We start from the raw sequence: 26112 nt of genomic DNA, 5'->3' as shown, positions 1-26112 counted from the left end.
TGGACAGGGCCTGGCTGTCTTGCAGACGTGTGTGGCGAAGATTCTGCATTCCTGTGGACAAACTGAACCCACTCCCCCCGGAGAATGACTGCGCAGAAAGAAACGAGGCGCACTGCGAAACGCTCGTTGGGGGTTACAACCACACTGTTGCCCCAGTCCCCTGGGGTCAGACACTACCAGCTGGACACTACGTCAGGTGGAGTAATTTCCAACTGCACCAAGTTTCCGGTGGATGACAACGTGGTGACCTGGGGTGCTTGGTTTTACCTGTAGTTCGGCAATGTGCGATCCGGACAAATCGGGTTATTGAAGAATTGATTTGTCGTGGTCCGAGGTGATGATGGCACTGGGGTTCGTAGGGGTGGGTCCCGGAGGACCCACCCCTGCGATCACGGCAGTTCGACGGAGACGCCGTGCCGGAAAACGTTGCGCGGGTCGTACTTCGCCTTGATCTGCTGCAACCTCGGGTAGTTCTCCTTGTGCAGCAGCTTCTGCACCGACATGCCCGAGGTGTTCCACGGCGCTCCGACCAGGTCGAGGTCCGGCCAGTTCACGTGCAGGCCGTCGGTCTGGCCGTTCGGGACGGGAACGCCGCCGGTGCTCGCGAAGAGGGACTGGTAGAACTCGCGCACCCAGCGCATGTGCTTGTCGTCGTCCGCCGGCACGTCCCACGCCGACGACACCGAGCCCATCATCAGCGTCGAACGGTGCGGAGTGGCCGATCCGGCCGCCGGGATCGCGTTGATCTGGCCGCCGTAGGAGGTGAGCGAGAAGCTCGCCGCCGGGTTGGTGTAGTCGGTCCTGGTCAGGTTGTAGAACGCCTTCGCGACCTGCTCGTCGGTGAACCGCGCCTTCAGGTGCGCGACCTTGCTCTTCCACCGCGGCGGCCCGGTGACGCCGGCCGCGACCGAGGAGTCCGGGACGTTGATCGTCGAGCTCAGCCACGGCAGGTTGCCGGACTTCACCACCGTCGGTGTCGCCGGGACGCTCTGCCGCATGTAGGCGAGGTAGGCGTCGAGCAACGCCTCGTTGCCGGACACGGTCGGGTCGACCTGCCCGACCACGACGACGATGCCCTTCTCCTTGCGCGGCGCGCTGAACGCGCCGTGCAGCTGGTTGCCCCTGCTGCCGACCGCGCTGTTCTGCTCGATCCAGGTGCCCCAGTTCCTGACCAGCGTGGTGAACGCGCCCTCGGTCAGGTCGGCCCAGTTGAACACGAGCCTGCCGGACATGAGCGCGTTGGGCGCTTTCGGCAGCAGCGCGGACGGGTTGGTGGACACCGCGTTCGGCGACCGCATCCAGAACTTCGTGACAACGCCGAAGTTGCCGCCGCCCGCACCGGTGTGCGCCCACCACAGGTCGTTGTAGGGGTTGTTCGAGTCACGCGTCGCGACCACGGCCTTCGCCTTGCCGTCGGCGTCGACCACGACGACCTCGATCGCGTACAGGTGGTCGGCGATCAGGCCGTGCTGACGCGACAGCGCGCCGAACCCGTTGCCGGTGATGTGACCTCCGGCGCCCACCACGGGGCAGACGCCGCCGGGAAGCGTGACGCCCCAGCCGTAGTCGAGCGTCCGGTAGATCTCACCGAGCGTGGCGCCGGGTTCGATCGCGAACGCGTTGCGGGACCCGTCGAACGTCACCGAGCGCATCTCGGTGAAGTCGATGACGACCTTGGTGTCGGCGTTGTCGACGAGGCCGTCGAGGCAGTGGCCGCCGCCGCGGATCGCGATCCGCTTGCCCGCCGCGACAGCCTCGTTCACCGCGTCGACGACGTGCTGGGTGGTGCTGACGATCTTGATGCTCTCCGGCTTGGAGACCAGCCGCTTGTTGTAGCCGCGCAGGAGGAGGTCCTGGTAGCGGGAGTCGGCCGGGGTGACGGTCACCGGCCCCGGCCTGACGTCCCGCGTGGCGACCTCCTCGCCGGTCGCGAGCGCGGGTCTGGCGACGGCCAGGCCGACGGCTGTCGTGCCTGCTCCGAGGAGCAGTCTGCGGGAAATTCCGGACATTGAAGCCCCCATGAGAGAAACGGAAGAGAATGCGGTGTGGATGCTCACGCTGAGTCAACCCGTGCGATGGCTTGGTGGAACTCTAAGCGAGTTCGGTGCATCCGGGGGTGAACTTCGTGCGTTTTGCTGCCGCGACTGTAGACGCTCCGCCATTGAAGTCCGTTGCCATATCACTCGAATGGAGCAAATGGCGGGCGTTGGGGTTTTCTGGGGTGCCAACTAGGGGTTGTCGGTTCTTTCCGGCGAGCCAATCATGGCCTTTCAAGCATCCCGGGGGTTCTCAGATGTCTGGTTCCAGTGCGCATTCGGCTGCGTTCGACACCGATGCGGCCGTCGCCGTGGTGGGCATGTCCTGCCGGTTCGCTCAGGCGCCTGCAATCACCGACCTGTGGAATGTGCTGCGTGACGGCCGTCACGTCATCACCGAGGTGCCCGCCGGACGGTGGGACGCCGACGCGCACTACCACAGCGACCGGTCGATGCCGGGCCGGATGAACTCCAAGTGGGGCTCGTTCCTCGAGCACGTCGACAGGTTCGATGCCGACTTCTTCGGCATTTCACCGCGTGAGGCCGCGTTCGTGGACCCGCAGCAACGCCTCGTGCTCGAGCTCGGCTGGGAAGTGCTCGAAGACGCGGGAATCGTGCCTTCCTCGATCGCGGGCACCCGCCTCGGCGTGTTCGTCGGCGCGATCTGGGACGACTACGCGCGGCTCGTCTACCGCGATGCCCTGGAAATCGCCGGCCAGCACGCGTTCACCGGCGTGCACCGGGGGATCATCGCGAACCGCCTGTCCCACTTCCTCGGCGCCACCGGCCCCAGCCTCGTCGTCGACACCGGCCAGTCGTCGTCGCTGGTCGCCGTGCACCTCGCGTGCGAGAGCCTGCGCACCGGCGAGTCCGACACGGCGATCGCGGGCGGCGTGAACCTGAGCCTGCTCGCCGACAGCTCGATCATCTCCTCGAAGTGGGGCGGCTTCTCACCGGACGGCCGCTGCTACACCTTCGACGCGCGCGCCAACGGCTACGTCCGCGGCGAGGGCGGCGGCGCTGTCCTGCTCAAGAAGCTCTCCCGTGCCGTGGCCGACGGCGACCGGATCCTCGGCGTCATCCGCGGCAGTGCGGTCAACAACGGCGGCGCGGCCACCATGACCACGCCCAGTGCCGACGCACAGCGCTCCGTCGTGCAGGCCGCGTTGCGTCGCGCGGGCGTCGACGGCTCTGAGGTGCAGTACGTCGAGCTGCACGGCACCGGAACGCCGGTCGGCGACCCGATCGAGGCCGCCGCGCTCGGTGCCGTGTTCGGCAGCGGCCGTGCACCGCTCGCCGTCGGGTCGGTGAAGACGAACCTCGGGCATCTCGAGGCCGCGGCCGGGATCGCCGGCCTGATCAAGACCTTGCTCAGCCTGCGGCACCGGGAGCTGCCACCCAGCCTCAACTTCTCGACGCCCAACCCCCGGATTCCGCTCGACGAGCTCAACCTGACCGTGCAGGACGCCCTGTCGCCGTGGCCCCGGCCCGACGCGCTGCTGACCGCCGGGGTCAGCTCGTTCGGCATGGGCGGCACCAACTGCCACGTCGTGGTGACCGAGTGGCCCGCCGCGGAGGCTCCGGACTCACCGGCTTCGGTGCCGGTGGAGGTTCCGTGGGTGGTGTCGGGAAGGACCCCGGAGGCGCTGCGCGCTCAGGTCGAGCGGGTCCTCGAACTGCCGCCGGAGCTCGATCCGGTCGATGTCGGGTTCTCGCTGGCGACCACGCGGTCGCTGTTCGAACACCGGGCTGTGCTGCTCGACAGGGCCGAGGTCGCCACCGGTGAGGTGTCCGGCGGGCGCCTCGGTGTGGTGTTCACCGGGCAGGGGTCGCAGCGCGCCGGCATGGGGGAGCAGCTGCGTGCCGCCTTCCCCGTGTTCCGGCAGGCCTACGACGAGGTTCTGGCTCACCTGACGTTGCCTGAGTTGGCGGTGGATGAGACCGGGTTTGCTCAGCCGGCGATTTTCGCGGTTGAGGTGGCGTTGTTCCGGTTGTTCGAGTCGTGGGGTGTGCGGCCCGACGTCGTGGGTGGGCATTCGATCGGTGAGATCGCGGCCGCGCACGTGGCGGGTGTGTTGGGTCTTGAGGACGCGTGCAGGCTTGTTTCCGCGCGTGCGTCGTTGATGCAGGCGTTGCCGCGTGGCGGTGCGATGGTGTCGTTGGTCGCGAGCGAGGACGAGGTGCTGCCGCACTTGTCCGGTGGTGTGGCGATCGCGGCGGTGAACGGGCCGCGTTCGGTGGTGATCTCCGGTGAGGAGGACGCTGTTCTCGCGGTGGCCGGTCGGTTCGAGCGGGCGAAGCGGTTGAGGGTGTCGCACGCGTTCCACTCGCCGTTGATGGATCCGATGCTCGACGAGTTCCGGGAGGTCGTCGCCGGCCTGACGTTCCACGAGCCGCGGATCACCATGCACGGCAACGTGACCGACCCCGAGTACTGGGTGCGGCACGTGCGCGAGCCGGTCCGGTTCCTCGACACCGTCAGGGCTTTCGAGGCCGACGGTGTCACGACGTTCCTGGAGCTGGGCCCGAACGCGGTGCTGACTCCGATGATCGCCGACTGCGTCGAGGACGCGGTGGCGGTGGCGTCGATGAAGGCCGATCGGCCGGAGACGACGACGGTCGTGGCGGCGCTCGGCGGTGTGTTCGTCCGCGGTGCCGAGGTCGACTGGTCGTTGTTCCTCGCCGGTGGGCGCCGGGTCGAGTTGCCCACGTACGCGTTCCAGCGGGAACGGCACTGGATCGGCGTCGAACCCGCGCCGCGGGAGAAGCCCGGACCGGGGCTGGCGGGTCTGGCCGGCCCCGAGCGGCTGCGTGCGGTGACGGACCTCGTGCTCGGTCACGTCGCCACCGCGCTGGGGTATCCGGAGGGCAAGGTCGTCGACCGGCGCAGGCCGTTCGGAGAACTGGGCTTCGACTCGATCACCTCCGTCGAGTTCCGCAACGGGCTGGCCGCCGCCACGGGACTGAGGTTGGCATCCGGCCTGCTCTTCGACTACGCGACACCGGCCGCGTTGATCGAGCACCTGGACGCTGAGCTGTCCGGCGCCCGTACTCACACCGACACCCCGCAACTGTCCACATCGGACGAACCGATCGCGATCGTCGGCATGGCGTGCCGTTATCCCGGTGGCGCGGTGTCACCGGACGAGCTGTGGCGGCTGGTCGCGGACGGCGTGGACGCGATCACGCCGTTCCCGGCCGACCGCGGTTGGGACGTCGACGGCCTGTACGACGACGACCCGGAACGCACGGGCAAGACCTACCAGCGTCACGGCGGCTTCCTGGAGGACGTGGCCTCGTTCGACGCCGGGTTCTTCGGCATCTCGCCGCGCGAGGCACTGGGCATGGACCCCCAGCAGCGACTGCTGCTGGAGGTCGCGTGGGAGGCGCTCGAACGAGCGGGCCTCGACGCGGAGTCGTTGCGCGGCAGCCAGACCGGCGTGTTCGTCGGCGCCACCGCGACCGACTACGGCCCGCGCCTGCACGAGGCGCCGGAGAGCATTGAGGGCCACGTCCTGACCGGCGCCACGGCCAGCGTCATGTCCGGCCGGATCGCCTACCAACTGGGCCTGGTCGGGCCCGCGGTGACCGTGGACACGGCGTGCTCGTCGTCGTTGGTCGCCTTGCACCTGGCGGTGCAGGCGCTGCGCAACGGTGAGTGCACGATGGCGCTCGCGGGCGGTGTCACGGTCATGTCGACACCGGGCATGTTCGTGGAGTTCTCGCGACAGCGCGGGCTGGCCGTGGACGGGCGGTGCAAGGCGTTCGCGGGCGCCGCCGACGGCACCGCGTGGTCCGAGGGTGCCGGGTTGTTGTTGGTGGAGCGGCTTTCTGATGCTGTCCGCAACGGGCATCCGGTGCTCGCCGTCGTGCGCGGGTCGGCGGTGAACCAGGACGGTGCCTCGAACGGGCTCACCGCTCCCAGCGGGCCGTCGCAGCAGCGGGTGATCCGGGCTGCGTTGGCGTCGGCTGGGTTGTCGGGCGCGGATGTTGATGTCGTTGAGGCGCATGGCACGGGTACTCGGTTGGGTGATCCGATCGAGGCTGAGGCGTTGCTGGCGACGTATGGGCAGGATCGTTCTGTTCCTTTGTGGTTGGGGTCGTTGAAGTCGAACATCGGGCATGCGCAGGCTGCTGCTGGTGTGGCTGGTGTGATCAAGATGGTGGAGGCGTTGCGGCACGGCGTGTTGCCACGCACGTTGCATGTCGACGCGCCGTCGCCGTATGTGGATTGGTCGGCTGGTGCGGTCGAGTTGTTGACGGAGGCGCGGGAGTGGCCGTTGGTGGGTCGGCCGCGGCGGGCGGCTGTGTCGTCGTTCGGTGTGAGCGGGACCAATTCGCATGTGATTCTGGAGCAGGCTCCGGCTGTCACGGTGCTGTCGGAGCGGCCGGAATTGTCGGACCCCGGCGATACGCTTGGAGTGGGGGCTTCCGTCCCCCCTGTGGGGGTTCCGTGGGTTGTTTCCGGGGGGACCCCAGCGGCGCTGCGCGCTCGAATCGAGCAGCTGTCGGCGGATGGCCGTGTGGCGGAGTCGGATCCGGCGGATGTCGGGTTCTCGTTGGTGACCTCGCGGTCCTTGTTCGAGCACCGGGCTGTGTTGCTCGACGGGGTTGAAGTAGCGAGTGGTCAGGCCGTGGCTCGTCGGCCGGTGTTCGTGTTCCCCGGTCAGGGTTCGCAGTGGATCGGCATGGCCAGGGGGTTGCTGGAGACCGCGCCTGCGTTCGCTGAGTCGATGGCGTTGTGCGACAAGGCGTTGGAGCCGTTCACGGGCTGGTCGCTGCTGGATGTTGTGGACGGTGAGCTGGATCGGGTCGACGTGGTTCAGCCGGTTTTGTGGGCGGTGAATGTTTCGCTGGCTGCGTTGTGGCGGTCTCTGGGTGTGGAGCCTGCTGCGGTGGTGGGTCATTCGCAGGGTGAGATCGCGGCGGCGTGTGTGGCGGGTGCGTTGTCGTTGGAGGATGCGGCGCGGGTGGTTGCGTTGCGCAGCAAGGCGATTGTCGCGTTGTCGGGTCTGGGTGGCATGTTGTCGGTGCCGTTGGCGGCGGCCGAGGTAGAGCTGCGTGAGGGGTTGTCGATTGCGGCGGTGAACGGCCCGTTGTCGACGGTCGTCTCGGGTGACATCGAGGCCCTGACGGCGTTGCGTGACGATCTGGTGGCCGGTGGGGTCAAGGCGAGGATGATCCCGGTCGACTACGCCTCGCACTCCGCACACGTGGAGGCGATCGAGGCGGAACTGGCTGAGGTTCTGGAGCCGATCCGGCCGCGTTCGGCAGAAGTTCCGTTCTTCTCGTCAGTCACTGCCGACTGGATCGACACCGAGGAACTCGACACCGCGTACTGGTACCGCAATCTGCGGCAGACGGTGAGGTTCGAGGACGCCGTTCGCGGGCTCGTGTCGAGTGGTCACAACGTGTTCATCGAGTGCAGTGCGCATCCGGTGCTCGCGGTCGGTGTCGAGGAAACCGTGGAGGCCACGGCGGCGGACGCGCTCGTTCTCGGCTCGTTGCGGCGTGACCACGGTGGCATGGACACGTTCCTGACCTCAGTCGCCAAGGCGTTCGTGCGCGGTGTCGAGGTCGACTGGAAGGTGCTGTTCACGGGCGCGAAGAGGGTCGACCTGCCGACATACCCGTTCCAGCGGCAACGGTACTGGCTGGAGCAGGAGCCCGCCGCTGACGTGTCGGCCGCCGGACTCGTGGCGGCTGACCACCCGTTGCTCGGTGCGGCGGTCGAGCTCGCCGGCGACGGGGTGGTGCTGACCGGGCGGATCTCGCTGCGGACGCACCCGTGGCTCGCCGACCACGCCGTGTTCGGCACGGTGTTGCTGCCGGGCACGGCGTTCGTCGAGCTGGCGGTGCGGGCGGGTGACCACGTCGGGTGTGACGTCGTCGAGGAGCTGACCCTGGAGGCACCGCTCCTGCTGCCCGCCAAACGGGCGGTGCAGGTGCAGGTCGTGGTCGGCGGGGATCGCGCGTTCACGATCCACTCGCGTCCCGAAGGGGAGGAGGCGTGGACGCGGCACGCCGCCGGTGTGCTCGGCACCGGTGCGGGTGAAGGTGCTGACCTGACCGCGTGGCCACCCGCGGGCGCGACCGAGGTCGATCTCGAGGGCGTGTACGAGCGGCTGGCCGCGCGCGGTTACCACTACGGGCCGGTGTTCCAGGGGCTGCGGCGGGCCTGGAGGGCCGGTGACGACCTGTTCGCAGAGGTCGAACTGCCCGGTGAGGCAGGCGCGTTCGCGGTGCACCCCGCGTTGCTGGACGGGGCACTGCACCCGTTGCTGCTGGACGACTCCGGCACGGTGGTGCTGCCGTTCGCCTGGTCCGGCGTGAGCGTGCACGCGGCCGGCGCGGCCTCGCTGCGGGTGCGGATGTCGATGATCGGACAGGACGCCGCGTCGCTCGCGGTTGCCGACGGCGCCGGCGCACCGGTGGCGACTGTCGAATCGCTGGCGTTGCTTCCGGTGTCCAAGGAGTCGTTGCGGGACAACGGTTCGCTGTTCACGGTCGACTGGCTGCCGGTGTCCTGCGACACTCGCGCCGACTCGTTCGCGGACGTCGAGATCGGTGGCACTGAGCTGCGGACGGTCACGTTGCACGCGTTGACCGTGGTGCGCGACTGGCTCGACAACGGTGACGGAACGCTGGTCGTGCTGACCCGTGACGCGGTCGCGGTGTCCGAGCGGGCTGACGTGAACCCCGCGGCCGCGGGCGTGTGGGGGTTGGTGCGCACGGCGCAGACCGAGAACCCCGGCCGTTTCGTGCTGGTGGACCTGGATGACGACGAGCTGTCGCGGCAGGCGCTGGCCGCCGCCGTCGCCTCAGGGGAACCGCAGGTCGCCATCCGCGGCGGGCAGCTGTTCGCGCCTCGGCTGACCCGTGCTCGCGGCGCCGGGTCCGCGTCGTGGGACCCCGACGGCACCGTGCTGATCACCGGTGGCACCGGCGGTCTCGGTGCGCTGGCCGCCCGGCATCTCGTGGTGGAGCACGGAGTTCGCGGGTTGCTGCTGGTGAGCAGGCGGGGCTTGGACGCGCCGGGCGCGGTGGAGCTGCGTGACGAGCTGACAGCGCTGGGCGCTGAGGTGCGGGTAATGGCGTGTGACGTCGCCGAACGCGACGCGCTCGCCGAGCTGCTCGCGTCGGTGCCCGATCTGACCGCCGTCGTGCACACCGCGGGTGTGCTGGACGACGGCGTCGTGACGGCGATGACGGCCGAGCAGGTCGACGCGGTGCTGCGGCCCAAGGCCGAAGCGGCCAGGCATCTGCACGAGCTCACCGCGGACCGCGAGCTGACCGCTTTCGTCCTCTACTCGTCGGTGTCCGGCCTGATCGGTGCCGCCGGTCAGGCGAACTACGCGGCCGCCAACGCGTTTCTCGACGCGCTCGCGCAGCACCGGCGTGCCCACGGGTTGCCGGCGTCGTCCCTCGCCTGGGGGTTGTGGTCCGCGGACAGCGGCATGACCGGTGCCATGAGCGACAACGACGTCTCCCGCATGGCCCGTGCCGGTGTCGCACAGCTGTCGGCAGAGGACGGCATGGCGCTGTTCGACGCCGCTGTCGGCAACGACCGCGCGCTCGTCGTGCCGGCGCGGCTGGACCTCGTCAGGGGTGAGGTGCCGGCGTTGCTGCGCGGACTCGCGCGGGCACGGGTGCGGCGCGGCCGGAGCACGGCCACGCGCGCCGCCGGTCTTGCCGGCCTGCCGCCGTCGCAACGGCGGCAAGCCCTGGTCGACCTCGTGCGCGGCCTGGTCGCCGAGGTGCTCGGCCACTCGGGTGCGTCGGCGGTGGAGCTCGACCGGCCGTTCAGCGACATCGGTTTCGACTCGCTCACGGCCGTCGAGCTGCGCAACCGGCTGAACGCGGCCACCGAACTGCGACTGCCGACGACGCTGGTGTTCGACTACCCGACGCCGGGGGCGGTCGTGGACTTCCTCGCCGGGAAACTGGTGGGACAGCGCGAAGTCGTCGTCGCCACGCCTTCGCGCCCCGTTGACGACGACCCTGTCGTGATCGTCGGCATGGGCTGCCGCTACCCCGGCGGCGTGCGGTCGCCGGAGGACCTCTGGCAGCTGGTGGCCGACGGCGTCGACGCGGTCGGCGAGTTCCCGCAGAACCGGGGCTGGGCCGACGACCTGTACGACCCGGACCCCGAACGGATCGGCAAGACCTACACCCGTTCCGGTGCCTTCCTGTACGACGCCGACGAGTTCGACCCGGCGTTCTTCGGGATCTCGCCGCGTGAGGCGTTGGCGATGGATCCGCAGCAGCGGGTGTTGCTGGAGGTCGCGTGGGAGGCGTTCGAACGGGCCGGCATCGACCCCGCCTCGATGCGAGGCAGCAGGACCGGTGTGTTCACGGGGTCGATGTACCACGACTACGCGCCTCCGCTGCGGCACGTTCCCGCTGAGCTCGAAGGCACTCTGCTGACCGGTAGTGCGGGCAGCGTGGTGTCCGGGCGCCTCTCGTACACCTTCGGGCTGGTCGGTCCCGCTGTCACCGTGGACACGGCGTGCTCGTCGTCGTTGGTGGCGCTCAACCTCGCAGTGCAGGCACTGCGGTCCGGTGAGTGCGACATGGCGTTGGCCGGTGGTGTGGCGATCATGGCCACGCCCGGCACGTTCGTGGAGTTCTCACGGCAGCGGGGGTTGGCTGTTGATGGTCGGTGCAAGTCGTTTGCTGCGGCTGCTGATGGCACTGGGTGGGGTGAGGGTGCCGGGTTGTTGTTGGTGGAGCGGCTTTCTGATGCTGTGCGGAACGGGCATCCGGTGCTCGCCGTCGTGCGCGGGTCGGCGGTGAACCAGGACGGTGCCTCGAACGGGCTCACCGCTCCCAGCGGGCCGTCGCAGCAGCGGGTGATTCGGGCTGCGTTGGCGTCGGCTGGGTTGTCGGGCGCGGATGTCGATGCTGTTGAGGCGCATGGCACGGGTACTCGGTTGGGTGATCCGATTGAGGCTGAGGCGTTGCTGGCGACGTATGGGCAGGATCGTTCGTCGCCGTTGTGGTTGGGGTCGTTGAAGTCGAACATCGGGCACACGCAGGCTGCTGCGGGTGTGGCCGGCGTGATCAAGATGGTGCAGGCGATGCGCCACGGCGTGTTGCCACGCACCTTGCACGTCGACGCGCCGTCGCCGTATGTGGATTGGTCGGCTGGTGCGGTCGAGTTGCTCACGGAGGCGCGGGAGTGGCCGTCGGTGGATCGGCCGCGGCGGGCTGCCGTCTCGTCGTTCGGTGTGAGCGGCACGAACGCTCACGTGGTGCTGGAGCAGGCTCCGGTGCTGCCGGAGCGGCCGGAATTGTCAGACCTCGGCGATACGCTTGGAGTGGGGGCTTCCGTCCCCCCTGTGGGGGTCCCGTGGGTTGTTTCCGGGGGGACCCCAGCGGCGCTGCGCGCTCAGATCGACCAGCTGTCGGCGGATGGCCGTGTGGCCGGGTCGGATCCGGTGGATGTCGGGTTTTCGTTGGTGTCGTCGCGGTCGTTGTTCGAGCACAGGGCTGTGTTGCTCGATGGCGTCGAGGTGGCGACCGGACTGGCCGCATCCGAGCGCAAGGCAGTCTTCGTGTTCCCCGGTCAGGGTTCGCAGTGGATCGGCATGGCCAGGGAGTTGCTGGAGAGCGCGCCTGCGTTCGCTGAGTCGATGGCGTTGTGTGACAAGGCGTTGGAGCCGTTCACGGGCTGGTCGTTGCTGGATGTTGTGGACGGTGAGCTGGACCGGGTCGACGTGGTTCAGCCGGTCCTGTGGGCGGTGAACGTTTCGCTCGCGGCGTTGTGGCGTTCGCTCGGGGTTGAGCCTGCCGCGGTGGTGGGTCACTCGCAGGGCGAGATCGCGGCGGCGTTCGTGGCGGGTGCGTTGTCGCTGGAGGATGCCGCGCGGGTGGTTGCGTTGCGCAGTAAGGCGATTGTCGCTTTGTCGGGTTTGGGTGGCATGTTGTCGGTGCCGTTGGCGGCGGCCGAGGTAGAGCTGCGTGAGGGGTTGTCGATCGCGGCGGTGAATGGCCCGTTGTCGACGGTCGTCTCGGGTGACATCGAGGCCCTGACGGCGTTGCGCGATGACCTGGTGGCCGGTGGGGTCAAGGCGAGGATGATCCCGGTCGACTACGCCTCGCACTCCGCGCACGTGGAGGCGATCGAGGCGGAACTCGCCGACGTGCTCGGACCGATCCGGCCGACGACCCCAACCGTGCCCTTCTTCTCCTCGGTCACCGCCGGATGGATCGACACCGAGGAACTCGACGCCGCGTACTGGTACCGGAACCTGCGGCAGACCGTGCGGTTCGAGGACGCGATCCGCGGCCTGATCGTGGACGGCCACAACGTGTTCATCGAGTGCAGTGCGCACCCGGTGCTGACGGTCGGTGTCGAGGAAACCGTCGAGGCCACGGCGGCGGACGCGCTCGTTCTCGGGTCGTTGCGGCGTGACCACGGTGGTATGGACACGTTCCTGACCTCAGTCGCCAAGGCGTTCGTGCGCGGTGTCGACGTGGACTGGAAGGTGCTGTTCAAGGGAGCGAAGAGGGTCGACCTGCCGACGTACCCGTTCCAGCACGAGAGGTTCTGGCTGACTCCGGCTGCCGGGTTCGGCGACGTGTCGTCGGTGGGGCTCACCGCGACCGAGCACCCGTTGCTCCGCGCGGCGGTCGAGCTCGCCGGTGACGGGGTGGTGCTGACCGGGCGGATCTCGCTGCGGACGCACCCGTGGCTCGCCGACCACGCGGTGCGGGGCACGGTCCTGTTGCCCGGCACGGCGTTCGTCGAGCTGGCCGTGACGGCTGGTGACCAGGTCGGCTGCGACGTGGTCGAGGAGCTGACGCTCGAAGCGCCGCTCGTGCTGCCCGCCGCGGAAGCCGTGCAGGTGCAGGTCGTCGTCGACGCCGAGCGGCGGATCGGCATCCACTCGCGGCCCGAGGGCGAGGAGTCCTGGACGCGGCACGCGACCGGTGTGCTCGCGGAGGGCGCGCGGGCCGGTGAGCCACTCGCCGAGTGGCCGCCCGCGGGGGCGGCACAGGTGGACGTCACCGAACTCTACGAACGGGTGGCACGGCGCGGTTACGAGTACGGCGCGGCGTTCCGGGGTCTCGCACGCGTGTGGCGGCGCGGCGACGATCTGTTCGCCGAGGTCGAACTGCCGATCGAGGCCGGCGGGTTCACGGTCCACCCCGCGGCGCTCGACGCGGCGCTGCACGCGTTGTTGCTCGACGACGACGCGCCGCTGGTGCTGCCGTTCTCCTGGAACGGCGTGAGCGTGCACGCGACCGGTGCCACGTCGTTGCGGGTGCGGTTGTCGTTGACGGGCGACAACACCGTGGCGCTCACGATCGCCGATGGCTCCGGTGCGCCGGTGGCCGCGGTCGAGGAACTGGCGTTGCGCGAGCTGACCGGCGAGCTCGGGGTGCGGGACGACTCGTTGTTCCACGTCGAGTGGATCGAGGTGCCGCCGGGCGAAGGTGCGGACGACCACCCGGTCGCGTTCTTCGGGCACGAGGACGTTCTCGAGGCGACGAAGCGCGCGTTGCGGTTGGTGCAGGAGACGTTGCGCGACGAGGAGTCGAAGCTCGTCGTGGTGACCCGCAACGCCGTCGCGGTCGCCGGTGAGTCCGATGTGGACCTCGCGGGCGCGGCGGTGTGGGGACTGGTGCGGACCGCGCAGACCGAGCATCCCGGGCGGTTCGTGCTCGTGGACAGCACCGCGGACGACGCGGTGCCGTTCGCCGTGGCCACCGGTGAGCCGCAGCTCGCGGTCCGGGGCACGACGGTGTTCGTGCCGCGGCTGGTGCGGACGACGGCGGGGGAGACCTTGACGCCGCCTGCCGGTGCGCGTGAGTGGCGGCTCGCGCTGACTGAGCGCGGCACGATCGACAACCTCGTGCTCGCACCGTGTCCCGAGGTGGCGGACGAGCTGGGCGAGGGGCAGGTCCGGATCGCCGTGCGGGCCGCCGGCCTGAACTTCCGCGACGTGCTGATCTCGCTCGGCATGTACCCGAACCCGCTGGCCCTGCCCGGAAGCGAAGGCGCGGGCGTGGTGCTGGAGGTCGGTCCCGGTGTCACCGATCTCGCGGTCGGTGACCGGGTGTTCGGCTTCCTGAACGGCGGGTTCGGGACTGCGGCGGTCGCTGACCGGCGGCTGCTCGCGCCGATGCCGGCGGACTGGACGTTCACGCAGGCCGCGTCGGTGCCGGTGGTGTTCCTGACGGCCTACTACGGGCTCGTCGATCTCGGTGGGCTGAGCGCCGGCCAGTCGGTGCTCGTGCACGCCGCGACCGGTGGTGTCGGCATGGCCGCGGTGCAGCTCGCCCGGCACCTCGGGGCCGAGGTGTTCGGCACCGCCAGCCCTGGTAAGCAGGACACGTTGCGCGCCATGGGTTTCGCTGACGACCACATCGCGAACTCGCGCACCGTCGGCTTCCGGGACGAGTTCCTCGCGGTCACCGGTGGACGTGGTGTCGATGTCGTGCTCAACTCGCTGGCGGGCGAGTTCATCGACGCGTCACTGGACCTCCTGCCGCGCGGCGGCCGGTTCGTCGAGATGGGCAAGACCGACCTGCGGGACGCCGCGCAGATGCCGGACGGCGTCGGGTACCGCGCGTTCGAGCTGCTCGACGCCGGTCCGGACCGGGTGCAGGAGATGCTCGTCGAGGTGCTCGGCCTGTTCGAGAGCGGCGCTCTGCGGCACCTCCCGCTGACGACCTGGGACGTCCGGCGCGCGCCGGACGCGTTCCGGTACCTGTCGCAGGCGAAGCACATCGGCAAGATCGTGCTCGTGGTGCCCGCGGAGATCGGCGGGAGGGTGCTGGTCACCGGCGGCACCGGCACGCTCGGTGCGGTGGTGGCGCGGCATCTCGTCGTGCGGCACGGGATTCGCGCTCTGCGGCTGACCAGCAGGCGCGGTCCGGACGCGCCCGGTGCGGCCGAACTGCGTGCCGAGCTGGAAGAACTGGGTGCGCGCGTGGAGCTCGTCGCGTGCGACGTCGCCGACCGGGACGCACTGGCGGAAGCGTTGGACGGGGTGTCGGCCGTCGTGCACACCGCGGGTGTGCTGGACGACGGTGTGGTCCGCTCACTCACGCCGGATCAGCTCGACTCGGTGTGGCGGGCCAAGGCCGAGGCCGCACGGCATCTGCACGAGCTGACGAAGGACCGGGACCTCACGGCGTTCGTGCTCTACTCGTCGTTCGCCGGTGTGCTCGGCACGCCGGGCCAGGCGAACTACGCGGCGGCCAACGCCTACCTGGACGCGCTGGCGAGACACCGGGTTGCCGCCGGGCTGCCCGCCGTGTCGCTGGCGTGGGGTTTCTGGGCCGAGTCGAGCGGCATGACCGCCCATCTCGGCGAAGTGGACGTCCGGCGGATGGCGCAGGCCGGTCTCGTGCCGATGCCGTCGCGCGAGGGCATGGCGTTGTTCGACCGCGCGCTCACGGCCGGACGACCCGCGGTGGTGCCCGCGAGGCTCGACCTCGGTGCACTGCGCGAGATTCCGCCGCTGTTCAAGGAACTCGTGCGTGCCCGGCCGCAACGCGGCGTGGCGAAGGCGGCCGAGCGCACCGGCACCACGCTCACCGAGCAGCTGGCCGGCGTGCCCGTCGCCGAGAGGGAAGGCGTGCTGGTCGAGGTCGTGCGCGGTGAGGCGGCAGCCGTGCTGGGCCACGCGGCCACGTCGTCGGTGGGCAAGGACCGGGCGTTCAAGGAGCTCGGGTTCGACTCGCTCACCGCGATGGAACTGCGCAACCGCCTGTGCGGCATCACCGGGCTGCGGCTGCCGACCACGGTTGTCTTCGACTACCCGACACCCGCCGAGCTCGCCGAACACCTGCGCGACCAGATCACCGTGGACGAGCCGCAGCCGTCCGGTGACGTGCTCGGAGACCTGGACCGGCTGAAGCTCGTGCTCCGGTCAGGTCAGGCGGACACGGCCGACCTCGGCCGGATCACGGCGAGCCTGCGCGAACTGCTCGACATCTGCGGCGCGAGCGCCAACGACGACCTCGAATCCGCGAGCGACGAGGAGCTCTTCGCCCTCGTCGACGATCTCGGCTGATCGGCCCTGGGGGACCACAGAGATGGCAGACGAAGACAAGCTCCGCGAGTACCTCAAGCGCGCCATCGCCGACGCCCGCGACGCGCGGCGCAGAGTGCAGGAGCTGGAGGAGCAGAGCAGCGAGCCGATCGCGATCGTCGGCATGGCGTGCCGGTTCCCCGGCGGGGTCGCCTCGCCGGAGGACCTGTGGCGGCTCGTCGTGGACGGCGGCGACGCGATCGGGCCGTTCCCCGACGACCGTGGCTGGGACGTCGACGCCCTTCCGGACCGGTTGTGGGAGGGCGGTTTCCTCGCCGGTGCCGCGGAGTTCGACGCGGGCTTCTTCGGCATCTCGCCCCGTGAGGCGCTGGCGATGGACCCGCAGCAGCGGGTGCTGCTGGAGGTCGCGTGGGAGGCGTTCGAACGAGCCGGCCTCGCGCCCGGCTCGCTGCGCGGCACCGCCGCCGGCGTGTTCGTCGGCGCCACCAACCAGGAGTACGGGCCGCGGGTGGCCGACGCGCCGGACGCCGTCGAGGGGCACCTGCTCACCGGCACCACGCTGAGCGTGACGTCTGGGCGCGTCGCCTACCAGCTGGGCCTGGTCGGCCCCGCGGTGACCGTCGACACGGCCTGCTCGTCGTCGTTGGTGGCCCTGCATCTCGCGGTGCAGTCGCTGCGGTCCGGTGAGACGTCGTTGGCTCTGGCCGGTGGGGTGACGGTCATGTCGTCGCCCGCCGTGTTCGCGGAGTTCGCCCGGCAGAACGGGCTCGCCGCGGACGCCCGGTGCAAGGCGTTCTCCGCGGCGGCCGACGGCACCGGGTTCGGTGACGGCGTCGGGTTGCTGGTGTTGGAACGGTTGTCCGACGCGGAGCGCAACGGGCGGCAGGTGCTCGCCGTCGTGCGCGGGTCGGCGGTGAACTCCGACGGCGCCTCGAACGGGTTGACCGCGCCCAACGGGCGAGCCCAGCAGCGAGTGATCCGGTCGGCCCTGGCCTCCGCTGGACTGTCCACTTCGGACGTCGATGTCGTCGAGGCGCACGGCACCGGTACTCGGCTGGGTGACCCGATCGAGGCCGAGGCCTTGCTGGCGACCTACGGGCAGGACCGGTCAGAGCCTTTGTGGCTCGGCTCGGTCAAGTCGAACATCGGGCACACCCAGCACGCCGCCGGCGTCGCCGGTGTGATCAAGATGGTGATGGCCCTGCGAAACGGTGTCATGCCGCGAACGCTGCATGTGTCCGAACCCTCGCCGCACGTGGACTGGTCGGCGGGCGCGGTGTCACTGCTCTCCTCGCAGCGGAACTGGCCCGAGGTCGATCGGCCTCGGCGTGCGGCGGTGTCCGGGTTCGGGGTCAGCGGGACCAACGCGCACGTCGTCCTGGAGCAGGCACCGGCTTCGGCCGAAACGGAACTGCCGGAGTCACCGGAGGAGCCCTCGGTGGGGGTTCCGTGGGTGGTGTCGGGGCGGAGTCCTGCCGCGTTGCGGGCTCAGGTGGAGCGGATCGCGGAGCTGACGGACGAGGACCCGGTGGACGTCGGTCTTTCGCTGGCGGCCACACGTTCGCTGTTCGAGCACCGGGCTGTGTTGCTGGACGGTGTCGAGGTCGCGAACGGCCGGGTGTCCGACGGGCGCCTGGGTGTGGTGTTCACCGGGCAGGGGTCGCAGCGGGTGGGCATGGGGGAGCAGCTGTGTGCTGCTTTCCCGGTGTTCCGGCGGGCTTACGACGAGGTTCTGGCTCATCTGACGTTGCCTGAGTTGGCGGTGGATGAGACCGGGTTTGCTCAGCCGGCGATTTTTGCGGTTGAGGTGGCGTTGTTCCGGTTGTTCGAGTCGTGGGGTGTGCGGCCGGAGTTCGTGGGTGGGCATTCGATCGGTGAGATTGCGGCTGCGCATGTGGCGGGTGTGTTGTCGCTGCGGGATGCGTGTGTCTTGGTGTCGGCGCGTGCGTCGTTGATGCAGGCGTTGCCGCGTGGTGGGGCGATGGTGTCGTTGGTCGCGAGCGAGGACGAGGTGCTGCCGCACTTGTCCGGTGGTGTGGCGATCGCGGCGGTGAACGGGCCGCGTTCAGTCGTCATCTCTGGCGAGGAGGAGGCGGTCGTCGCTGTCGCGGCGAGGTTCGAGCGGGCGAAGCGGTTGAGGGTGTCGCACGCGTTCCACTCGCCGTTGATGGATCCGATGCTCGACGAGTTCCGCAAGGTCGTGGAAGGGCTTGCTTTCCACGAGCCGCGGATCACCATGCACGGCGACGTGACGGATCCGGAGTATTGGGTGCGGCACGTGCGCGAACCCGTGCGGTTCCTCGACACCGTCAGGGCTTTCGAGGCGGACGGTGTCACGACGTTTCTGGAGCTCGGGCCGAATGCCGTGCTGACGCCGATGATCACTGAGTGTGTCGAGGGCGCGGTCGCGGTGTCGTCGTTGCGCGGCGACAAGCCCGAGCCTCAGACGGTGTTGTCGGCGCTGGCGGGCGTGTTCGTGCGGGGCGTGGCAGTCGACTGGCTGCCGTTCCTCACCGGTGGCCGGCGGGTCGATCTGCCCACGTACGCGTTCCAGCGGCAACGGTTCTGGCTCGAGGGTGCCACGCCGATCGGTGACTTGACCGCGGCCGGGCTCGCCGACGCGGATCACCCGTTGCTGGGAGCGGCCGTCGAACTGGCCGACGGTGACGGGCTCGTGCTGACCGGGCGGCTGTCGGTGCGGGCCCAGCCGTGGCTGGCCGACTGTTCGGTGCTGGGGTCCACGGTGCTGCCCGAGGCCGCACTGGTCGAGCTCGCCCTCGCCGCCGCGGACCGCGCCGGGTGCGGGCGGGTCGACGAGCTGTTCTCCGCCGTGCCACTGGTGTTGCCCGCTGACGGGTCTGTCGAGATCCAGCTGACGGTCGGCAGCGCCAACGAGGCCGGGAACAGGCCGTTGGCGTTGCACGGGCGGTTGAACGGCGAGGAGGCGTGGACGTTGCACGCCAGCGGTTTGCTGGCGCCCGGCTCTGTCTCGGTGCAGGAGACCTTGACGCAGTGGCCGCCCGCTGACGCGCTGGAGCTCGACGTCGACGGCGTCTACGAACGACTGGCCGCACTCGGGTACGACTACGGGCCCGCGTTCCACGGACTGCGGCGGATGTGGCGGCACGAGTCGGAGATCTTCGCCGAGGTGGAGCTGCCGGAGGCGCTGCGGGCGGGCAGGGAAGCCTTCACGTTGCACCCGGCTCTGCTGGACGCCGCGCTGCACCCGTTGCTGCCCGGTGTGGTCACCGACGCGGGGCCGATGGTGCTGCCGTACGTGTGGTCCGGCGTGGCCGTGCACGCGTCCGCCGCGTCGGCGTTGCGCGTGCGGTTGTCGCTCATCAAGCCCAACGCGGTGTCGATGTTCCTGGTCGACGGCACGGGTTCCCCGGTGGCGACGGTCGAGTCGGTCGAGCTGCGGCCGGCGTCGGACGACCTGGTGCGCGCCGGTCGTTCCGAGGCGCTGTTCGAACTGGACCTCGTGCCGGTGGCGGTCGCGGGCCACGCGCCCGCGGTCGTGCCGGTCGCGTTGCCCGGTGGGCTCGTCGAAAGTGTGCGGCAGGCCCAGGAACTCGTCCGCACGCGGCTCAGCGACGACGAACCGCTCGTCGTGGTGGCTCGAAACGACCTGGAGACCGCGGCCGGTTTCGGGTTCCTGCGATCCGCGCGGACCGAGAGCACGGGCCGGATCGTGCTGGTCGACAGCGACGACGACCCGCGATCACGTCAGGTGCTCGCGGCCGCCGTGGCGTCCGGTGAGCCCGAGCTGGTCATCCGCGAGGGCGAGGTGCACGCACCCCGGCTGGTCCGGGCACGTGCCGTGGACGCGGAGCGGGTTTCCTGGTGCTCGCGCGGCACGGTGCTGATCACCGGCGGCACGGGCGGGCTGGGCGCGCTGCTGGCGCGGCACCTCGTGGAGGAACGCGACATCCGCAGCCTCCTGCTGGTGAGCAGGCGTGGCCAGGCCGCGCCGGGCGCGGAGGAGCTGCGCGCCGACCTCACCGGGCGTGGCGCGCGGGTCACGATCGCCGCCTGTGACGTGACCGACCGCGAGGCGCTCGCCGCGCTGATCGCATCGGTACCCGAGGATCACCCGCTGACGGCCGTCGTGCACACCGCGGGCGTCGTGGCCGACGGTGTCGCCACCGACCTCACCGCCGAGCAGATCGACGCGGTGCTGGCACCCAAGGCCTTGGGCGCACGGCACTTGCACGAGCTGACGAAAGACCTGCCGCTCAAGGCGTTCGTCCTGTTCTCCTCGCTCGCCGGTGTGCTCGGCACGGCCGGGCAGGCAGGCTACGCCGCCGCCAACTCCTACCTGGACGCGCTCGCCCGGCACCGGCGCGCGACCGGACTGCCCGCCGTGTCGATGGCCTGGGGGCTGTGGGGTTCGTCCGGCGGCATCACGAACGGCCTGACGGACAGGGACTTCCGGCGCCTGGCCCGGGCGGGCATCCGGCCGTTGTCCGACGCCGAGGGCATGGAGCTGTTCGACACCGCACTCGGCCGCGACAGCGCCGTCGTCGTGCCCGCCGGACTGGACGTGCGCGTGCTGCGCGAGCAGGCCGACCTGGTGCCGGCAGTGCTGCGCGGACTCGTCGGCGGCGTCGTGCGCAGGCAGGCGTCCGGCGCCACGCCGGCCGGGCTGTCCGAGCGCGACCTCGTGGAGCTGGTGCGCACCGAGGTCGCCGCGGTGCTCGGGCATTCCGGTGCGGACGCGGTGGATCCCTCGCTCGCGTTCAACGAGCTGGGGTTCGACTCGTTGACCGCGGTGGAGCTGCGCAACCGGCTGAGGACCGCGACCGGGTTGTCGCTGCCCGCCGGCTTGATCTTCGACCACCCCACGCCCCTGCTGCTCGCCGCCTACCTGCGGGAGAGCTCTGGCGGTCAGGCCGCCGCGGTCGTCCCCGCCGGTGTCTCGGCCTCAGCCTCGAACGAGCCGATCGCGATCGTCGGCATGGCCTGCCGGTTCCCCGGTGGCGTGCGGTCGCCGGAGGACCTGTGGCGGCTCCTGGAGACCGGGACCGACGCGCTGACGGGATTCCCCACCGATCGCGGCTGGGACGTCGAGGGGCTGTACGACCCCGACCCGGACGCTCAGGGGCACAGCTATGTGCGCGAGGGCGGGTTCGTCGACGGAATCGCTTCGTTCGACCCGGCGTTCTTCGGGATCTCGCCGCGTGAGGCGTTGGCGATGGATCCGCAGCAGCGGGTGTTGCTGGAGGTCGCGTGGGAGGCGTTCGAACGGGCCGGCATCGACCCGATCTCCGTGCGCGGCAGCCAGATCGGTGTGTTCGCCGGTGGCAACGGGCAGGACTACGCCACGGTCTCCGCGCAGTCCGCGTCCGGGATCGAGGGGTACCTCGTCACCGGGAACGCCGCGAGCGTCGTGTCCGGCCGCGTTTCCTACCAGTTCGGACTGACCGGTCCTGCGGTGTCCGTCGACACGGCGTGCTCGTCCTCGTTGGTCGCGCTGCATCTGGCGATCCAGGCGCTCCGGACCGGCGAGTGCACGATGGCGCTCGCGGGCGGCGTGACGCTGATGTCGACACCACGTGCGTTCGTGGAGTTCTCGCGGCAGCGGGGGTTGGCTGTTGATGGTCGGTGCAAGTCGTTTGCTGCGGCTGCTGATGGCACTGGGTGGGGTGAGGGTGCCGGGTTGTTGTTGGTGGAGCGGCTTTCTGATGCTGTGCGCAATGGGCATCCGGTGTTGGCTGTGGTGCGTGGGTCGGCGGTGAATCAGGATGGTGCGTCGAACGGGTTGACGGCGCCGAATGGTCCGTCGCAGCAGCGGGTGATTCGGGCTGCGTTGGCGTCGGCTGGTTTGTCCACTTCGGATGTTGATGCTGTTGAGGCGCATGGCACGGGTACTCGGTTGGGTGATCCGATTGAGGCTGAGGCGTTGCTGGCGACTTATGGGCAGGATCGTTCGTCGCCGTTGTGGTTGGGGTCGTTGAAGTCGAACATCGGGCACACGCAGGCTGCTGCGGGTGTGGCCGGCGTGATCAAGATGGTGGAGGCGTTGCGGCACGGGGTGCTGCCTCGGACCCTGCATGTTGACGAGCCGTCGCCGTATGTGGATTGGTCGGCTGGTGCGGTCGAGTTGTTGACCGAGACGCGGGAGTGGCCGTCGGTGGATCGGCCGCGGCGGGCGGCTGTGTCGTCGTTCGGTGTGAGTGGGACCAATTCGCATGTGATTCTGGAGCAGGCTCCGGCTGTCACGGTGCTGCCGGAGCGGCCGGAATTGTCGGACCCCGGCGATACGCTTGGAGTGGGGGCTTCGGTCCCCCCTGTGGGGGTTCCGTGGATTTTTTCGGCGAGGACCTCGGCTTCGCTGTGCGCTCAGATCGACCAGGTGCGGGCTGACGGTCGTGTGGCTGGGTCGGATCCGGTGGATGTCGGGTTTTCGTTGGTGTCGTCGCGGTCGTTGTTCGACCACCGGGCTGTGTTGCTCGATGGCGTCGAGGTGGCGACCGGAGAGGCCGCATCCGAGCGCAAGGCAGTCTTCGTGTTTCCCGGTCAGGGTTCGCAGTGGATCGGCATGGCCAAGGGGTTGATCGACTCGTCGGCTGTGTTCGCGAGGTCGATGGCGGCATGTGATGAGGCGTTGGAGCCGTTCACCGGCTGGTCGTTGCTGGATGTTGTCGACGGTGAGCTGGATCGGGTCGACGTGGTTCAGCCGGTTTTGTGGGCGGTGAATGTTTCGCTGGCTGCGTTGTGGCGGTCTCTGGGTGTGGAACCTGCTGCGGTGGTGGGTCATTCGCAGGGTGAGATCGCGGCGGCGTATGTGGCGGGTGCGTTGTCGCTGGAGGATGCGGCGCGGGTGGTTGCGTTGCGCAGCAGGGCGATTGTCGCGTTGTCGGGTTTGGGTGGCATGTTGTCGGTGCCGTTGGCGGCGGTGGACGTGGAGTTGCGTGAGGGGTTGTCGATTGCGGCGGTGAACGGTCCGTTGTCGACGGTCGTGTCGGGTGACATCGAGGCCCTGCAGGCGTTGCGGGATGATCTGGTGGCGGGTGGGGTCAAGGCGAGGATGATCCCGGTCGACTACGCCTCGCACTCCGCACATGTGGAGGCTATCGAGGCGGAGCTGGCTGAGGTTCTGGAGCCGATCCGGCCGCGTTCGGCGGAAGTTCCGTTCTTCTCGTCAGTCACTGCCGACTGGCTCGACACCGTCGAGCTGGATGCCGCGTACTGGTACCGCAATCTGCGGCAGACGGTGCGGTTCGAGGACGCCGTTCGCGGGCTCGTGTCGAGTGGTCACAACGTGTTCATCGAGTGCAGTGCGCATCCGGTGCTCGCGGTTGGTGTCGAGGAGACTGTGGAGGCCACGGCGGCGGACGGGCTCGTTCTCGGGTCGTTGCGGCGTGACCACGGTGGCATGGACACGTTTCTGACCTCAGTCGCTAAGGCCTTCGTGCACGGCGTCGACGTGGACTGGAAGGTGCTGTTCAAGGGCGCGCAGAGGGTCGACCTGCCGACATACCCGTTCCAGCGGGAACGGTACTGGATCGCCCCGGCCGCGGCCTTCCTGGACACGACGGTCGAGCTGGCGGACGACGGCGTCGTGATGACCGGACGGGTTTCCCTGCGGACGCACCCCTGGCTCGCCGACCACGCCGTGATGGGCGCGGTTCTGCTGCCCGGCACGGCGTTCGTCGAGCTCGCGGTCCAAGCCGCCGACCGGGTCGGCTGCGGGCGCGTCGAGGACCTGACGCTGGAGGCACCGCTGGTCCTGCCCGAGCGGGGCGCTGTGGCGTTGCAGGTCGTCGTGGACGCCGAGCGGCGGCTGACGATCCACTCGCGTCCGGACGGGGACGAGGTGTGGACGCGGCACGCCACCGGAAGCCTCGGGGTGGAACCGGTGCAGGCCGAGGACCTGACGGTGTGGCCGCCGGACGGGGCCGTCGAGGTCGATGTCGACGGCGTGTACGAACGGCTCGTCGGACAGGGGTACGGGTACGGGCCCGCCTTCCGGGGGCTGCGCCGGGTGTGGCACCGCGAGGACGAGGTGTTCGCCGAGGTCGCGCTGGCCGACGAGGCACGGCCCGAGTTCACCGTGCACCCCGCGTTGCTGGACGGTGCCACGCACGCGTTGCTGCCCGGTGTGGTCGACCACGACCGGGAGCCGGGGTTGCCGTTCAGCTGGTCCGGGGTGAGCGTGCACGCCACCGGCGCCACGTCGCTGCGGGTGCGGATCAGCAGGACCGGGCCGGAGCAGGCGTCGCTGACCGTCGCCGACGGCACCGGTGCGCCGGTGGCGACCGTCGACTCGCTGGTGTCGCGGGCGATGTCGCTGGACGACCTGCGCGGCGTCGGCAGTGCTACCAGGGACACGGTGTTCCGCGTCGACTGGGTGCCCGCTCCCGCCGGCGGCGCGGCCGCCGAGCCGCATGTGGTCGAGGTGCTCACCGCGGGCGGCCAGGACGTGGTCGCGGACGTCCGCGCAGTGCTGCGGCGGACGCTGGAGGTGGTGCAGGGCGACGCCGAGAAGGTCGTGCTCGTCACGCGCAACGCGGTCAGCACCGACGGCGAGTCCGATGTGGACGTACGGCTGGCAGCGGCGCTCGGCCTGGTGCGCAGCGCTCAGACTGAGAACCCCGGCCGTTTCGTGCTGCTCGACGTCGACACCGACGACTTCGCGCACCTGGTGCCCGCGGCGCTGGCGACAGGTGAACCGCAGCTGGCGGCGCGCGACGGAGAGCTGTTCGTGCCGCGGCTCGCGAGGATGCGCGCGCCGGGTGGCGGTGCGCCGTGGACGTCGCGCGGCAAGGTGCTGGTCACCGGTGGTACCGGTGTGCTGGGGTCGTTGGTGGCGCGGCACCTCGTCGTCGAGCACGGCGTGCGCAGGCTCGTGCTGACGAGTCGCCGCGGACCCGCGGCGCCCGGCGCTCAGCGGCTGCTCGCCGAGCTGCTGGAACTCGGCGCCGACGTGGACGTCGTGGCGTGTGACGTGACCGATCGCGCCGCACTCGCGGAGCTGCTGGACGGGGTGACCGCCGTCGTGCACACCGCGGGGGTGCTGGACGACGGCGTGGTCGCGTCGATGACGGCCGAGCAGCTCAGCGGTGTGCTCGGGCCCAAGGTCGACGCCGGCTGGCACCTGCACGAGCTCACCAAGGACCGGGAGCTCGACGCGTTCGTCCTGTACTCCTCGTTCGCGGGCGTGCTCGGCTCGGCCGGGCAGGGCAACTACGCCGCGGCGAACGCGTTCCTGGACGCACTCGCCCAGCACCGGCGGGCCGCCGGGTTGCCCGCGGTGTCGGTCGCGTGGGGCCTGTGGGCGGACTCGAGCGAGATGACCGGCCACCTGAACCAGGTCGACCTGGCGCGGATGCGGCGCAGCGGTGTGCTGCCGTTGTCGGCGGGGGACGGCATGGCGTTGTTCGACGCCGCGCCCGGTGCGGACGCGGCACTCGTGGTCGGTGCGAGGATCGACGTCGCCGCACTGCGCGACAGCACGGTTCCCGAGCTGTTGAAGGGACTCGTGCGCGCGCCGTCCCAGCGCGGTGTCGCCGGCGCGGGTGAGCAGAGCGGACCGACGCTGGCGCAGCGGGTCGCGGGCCTCAGCGCGTCGGAACGGGAACGGGTGCTGATCGACGTCGTGCGCGGCGAGGCCTCGGCTGTGCTCGGGCACGCGACGACCGCGTCGGTGGGCAATGACAAGCAGTTCCGGGACATCGGGTTCGACTCGCTCACCGCGGTCGAGCTGCGCAACCGGTTGAACGGCATGACCGGGCTCCGGCTGCCCACCACGCTGGTGTTCGACCACCCGACGCCCAAGGCGGTGGCGAGGTTCCTCGCCGCCGAGCTGCCCTCGCACAGCGCCGCCGACGGGCTGCTGAGCCAGCTCGACCGGTTGGAGGCGGGGCTGCGGGCGGCCGACGACGCCGACCACGAGGCGATCGCCGAACGGCTGGAGAAGCTCGTGCTGCGGCTGCGGGAACCCGCCCGCGTGGCGGGTGCCGAGGCGGACATCAAGTCGGCGTCGGTCGATCAGCTGCTCGACCTCATCGACACCGAGTTCGACCTTTCGTGACCAGTCCAGCAGCCTTGACGAGGAAGTGAAG

At 70.0% G+C, this 26112-nt stretch carries 3 protein-coding genes; 2 read left to right on the top strand and 1 reads right to left on the bottom strand.

Going from position 1 to position 26112, the window contains the following annotated elements; genetic code table 11:
* Positions 1 to 389: 389 nt before the first annotated feature.
* On the bottom strand, positions 390 to 2009 hold the full coding sequence (locus AOM45_RS05395; RefSeq protein ID WP_030473579.1) for an FAD-binding oxidoreductase: 1620 nt from the start codon (positions 2007 to 2009) through the stop codon (positions 390 to 392).
* Between the two features lie 284 nt (positions 2010 to 2293).
* Here AOM45_RS05395 and AOM45_RS50590 point away from each other — a divergent pair, with 284 nt between their 5' ends.
* The gene (locus tag AOM45_RS50590) at positions 2294 to 16066 is read left to right on the top strand and encodes a type I polyketide synthase (protein ID WP_059362232.1); all 13773 of its coding nucleotides are present in this window, start codon (positions 2294 to 2296) and stop codon (positions 16064 to 16066) included.
* Positions 16056 to 26081 (top strand): SDR family NAD(P)-dependent oxidoreductase, encoded by a 10026-nt coding sequence (locus AOM45_RS05385; protein WP_439646817.1) that lies wholly within the window; start codon positions 16056 to 16058, stop codon positions 26079 to 26081. Before AOM45_RS50590 ends, AOM45_RS05385 begins: the two co-directional genes overlap by 11 nt.
* Positions 26082 to 26112 lie beyond the last annotated feature (31 nt).

The organism is Lentzea aerocolonigenes (assembly GCF_000974445.1).
Lineage (GTDB): Bacteria > Actinomycetota > Actinomycetes > Mycobacteriales > Pseudonocardiaceae > Lentzea > Lentzea aerocolonigenes.
The sequence above is the reverse complement of the archived record's forward strand: the minus strand, read 5'-3'. Positions and strand labels throughout refer to the sequence as shown.

What these genes read in the sequence shown, in the direction of transcription:
- AOM45_RS50590 (WP_059362232.1), top strand. Translation starts at nt 2,294, where the DNA reads ATGTCTGGTTCCAGTGCGCATTCGGCTGCGTTCGACACCGATGCGGCC.
- AOM45_RS05395 (WP_030473579.1), bottom strand. Translation starts at nt 2,009, where the DNA reads ATGTCCGGAATTTCCCGCAGACTGCTCCTCGGAGCAGGCACGACAGCC.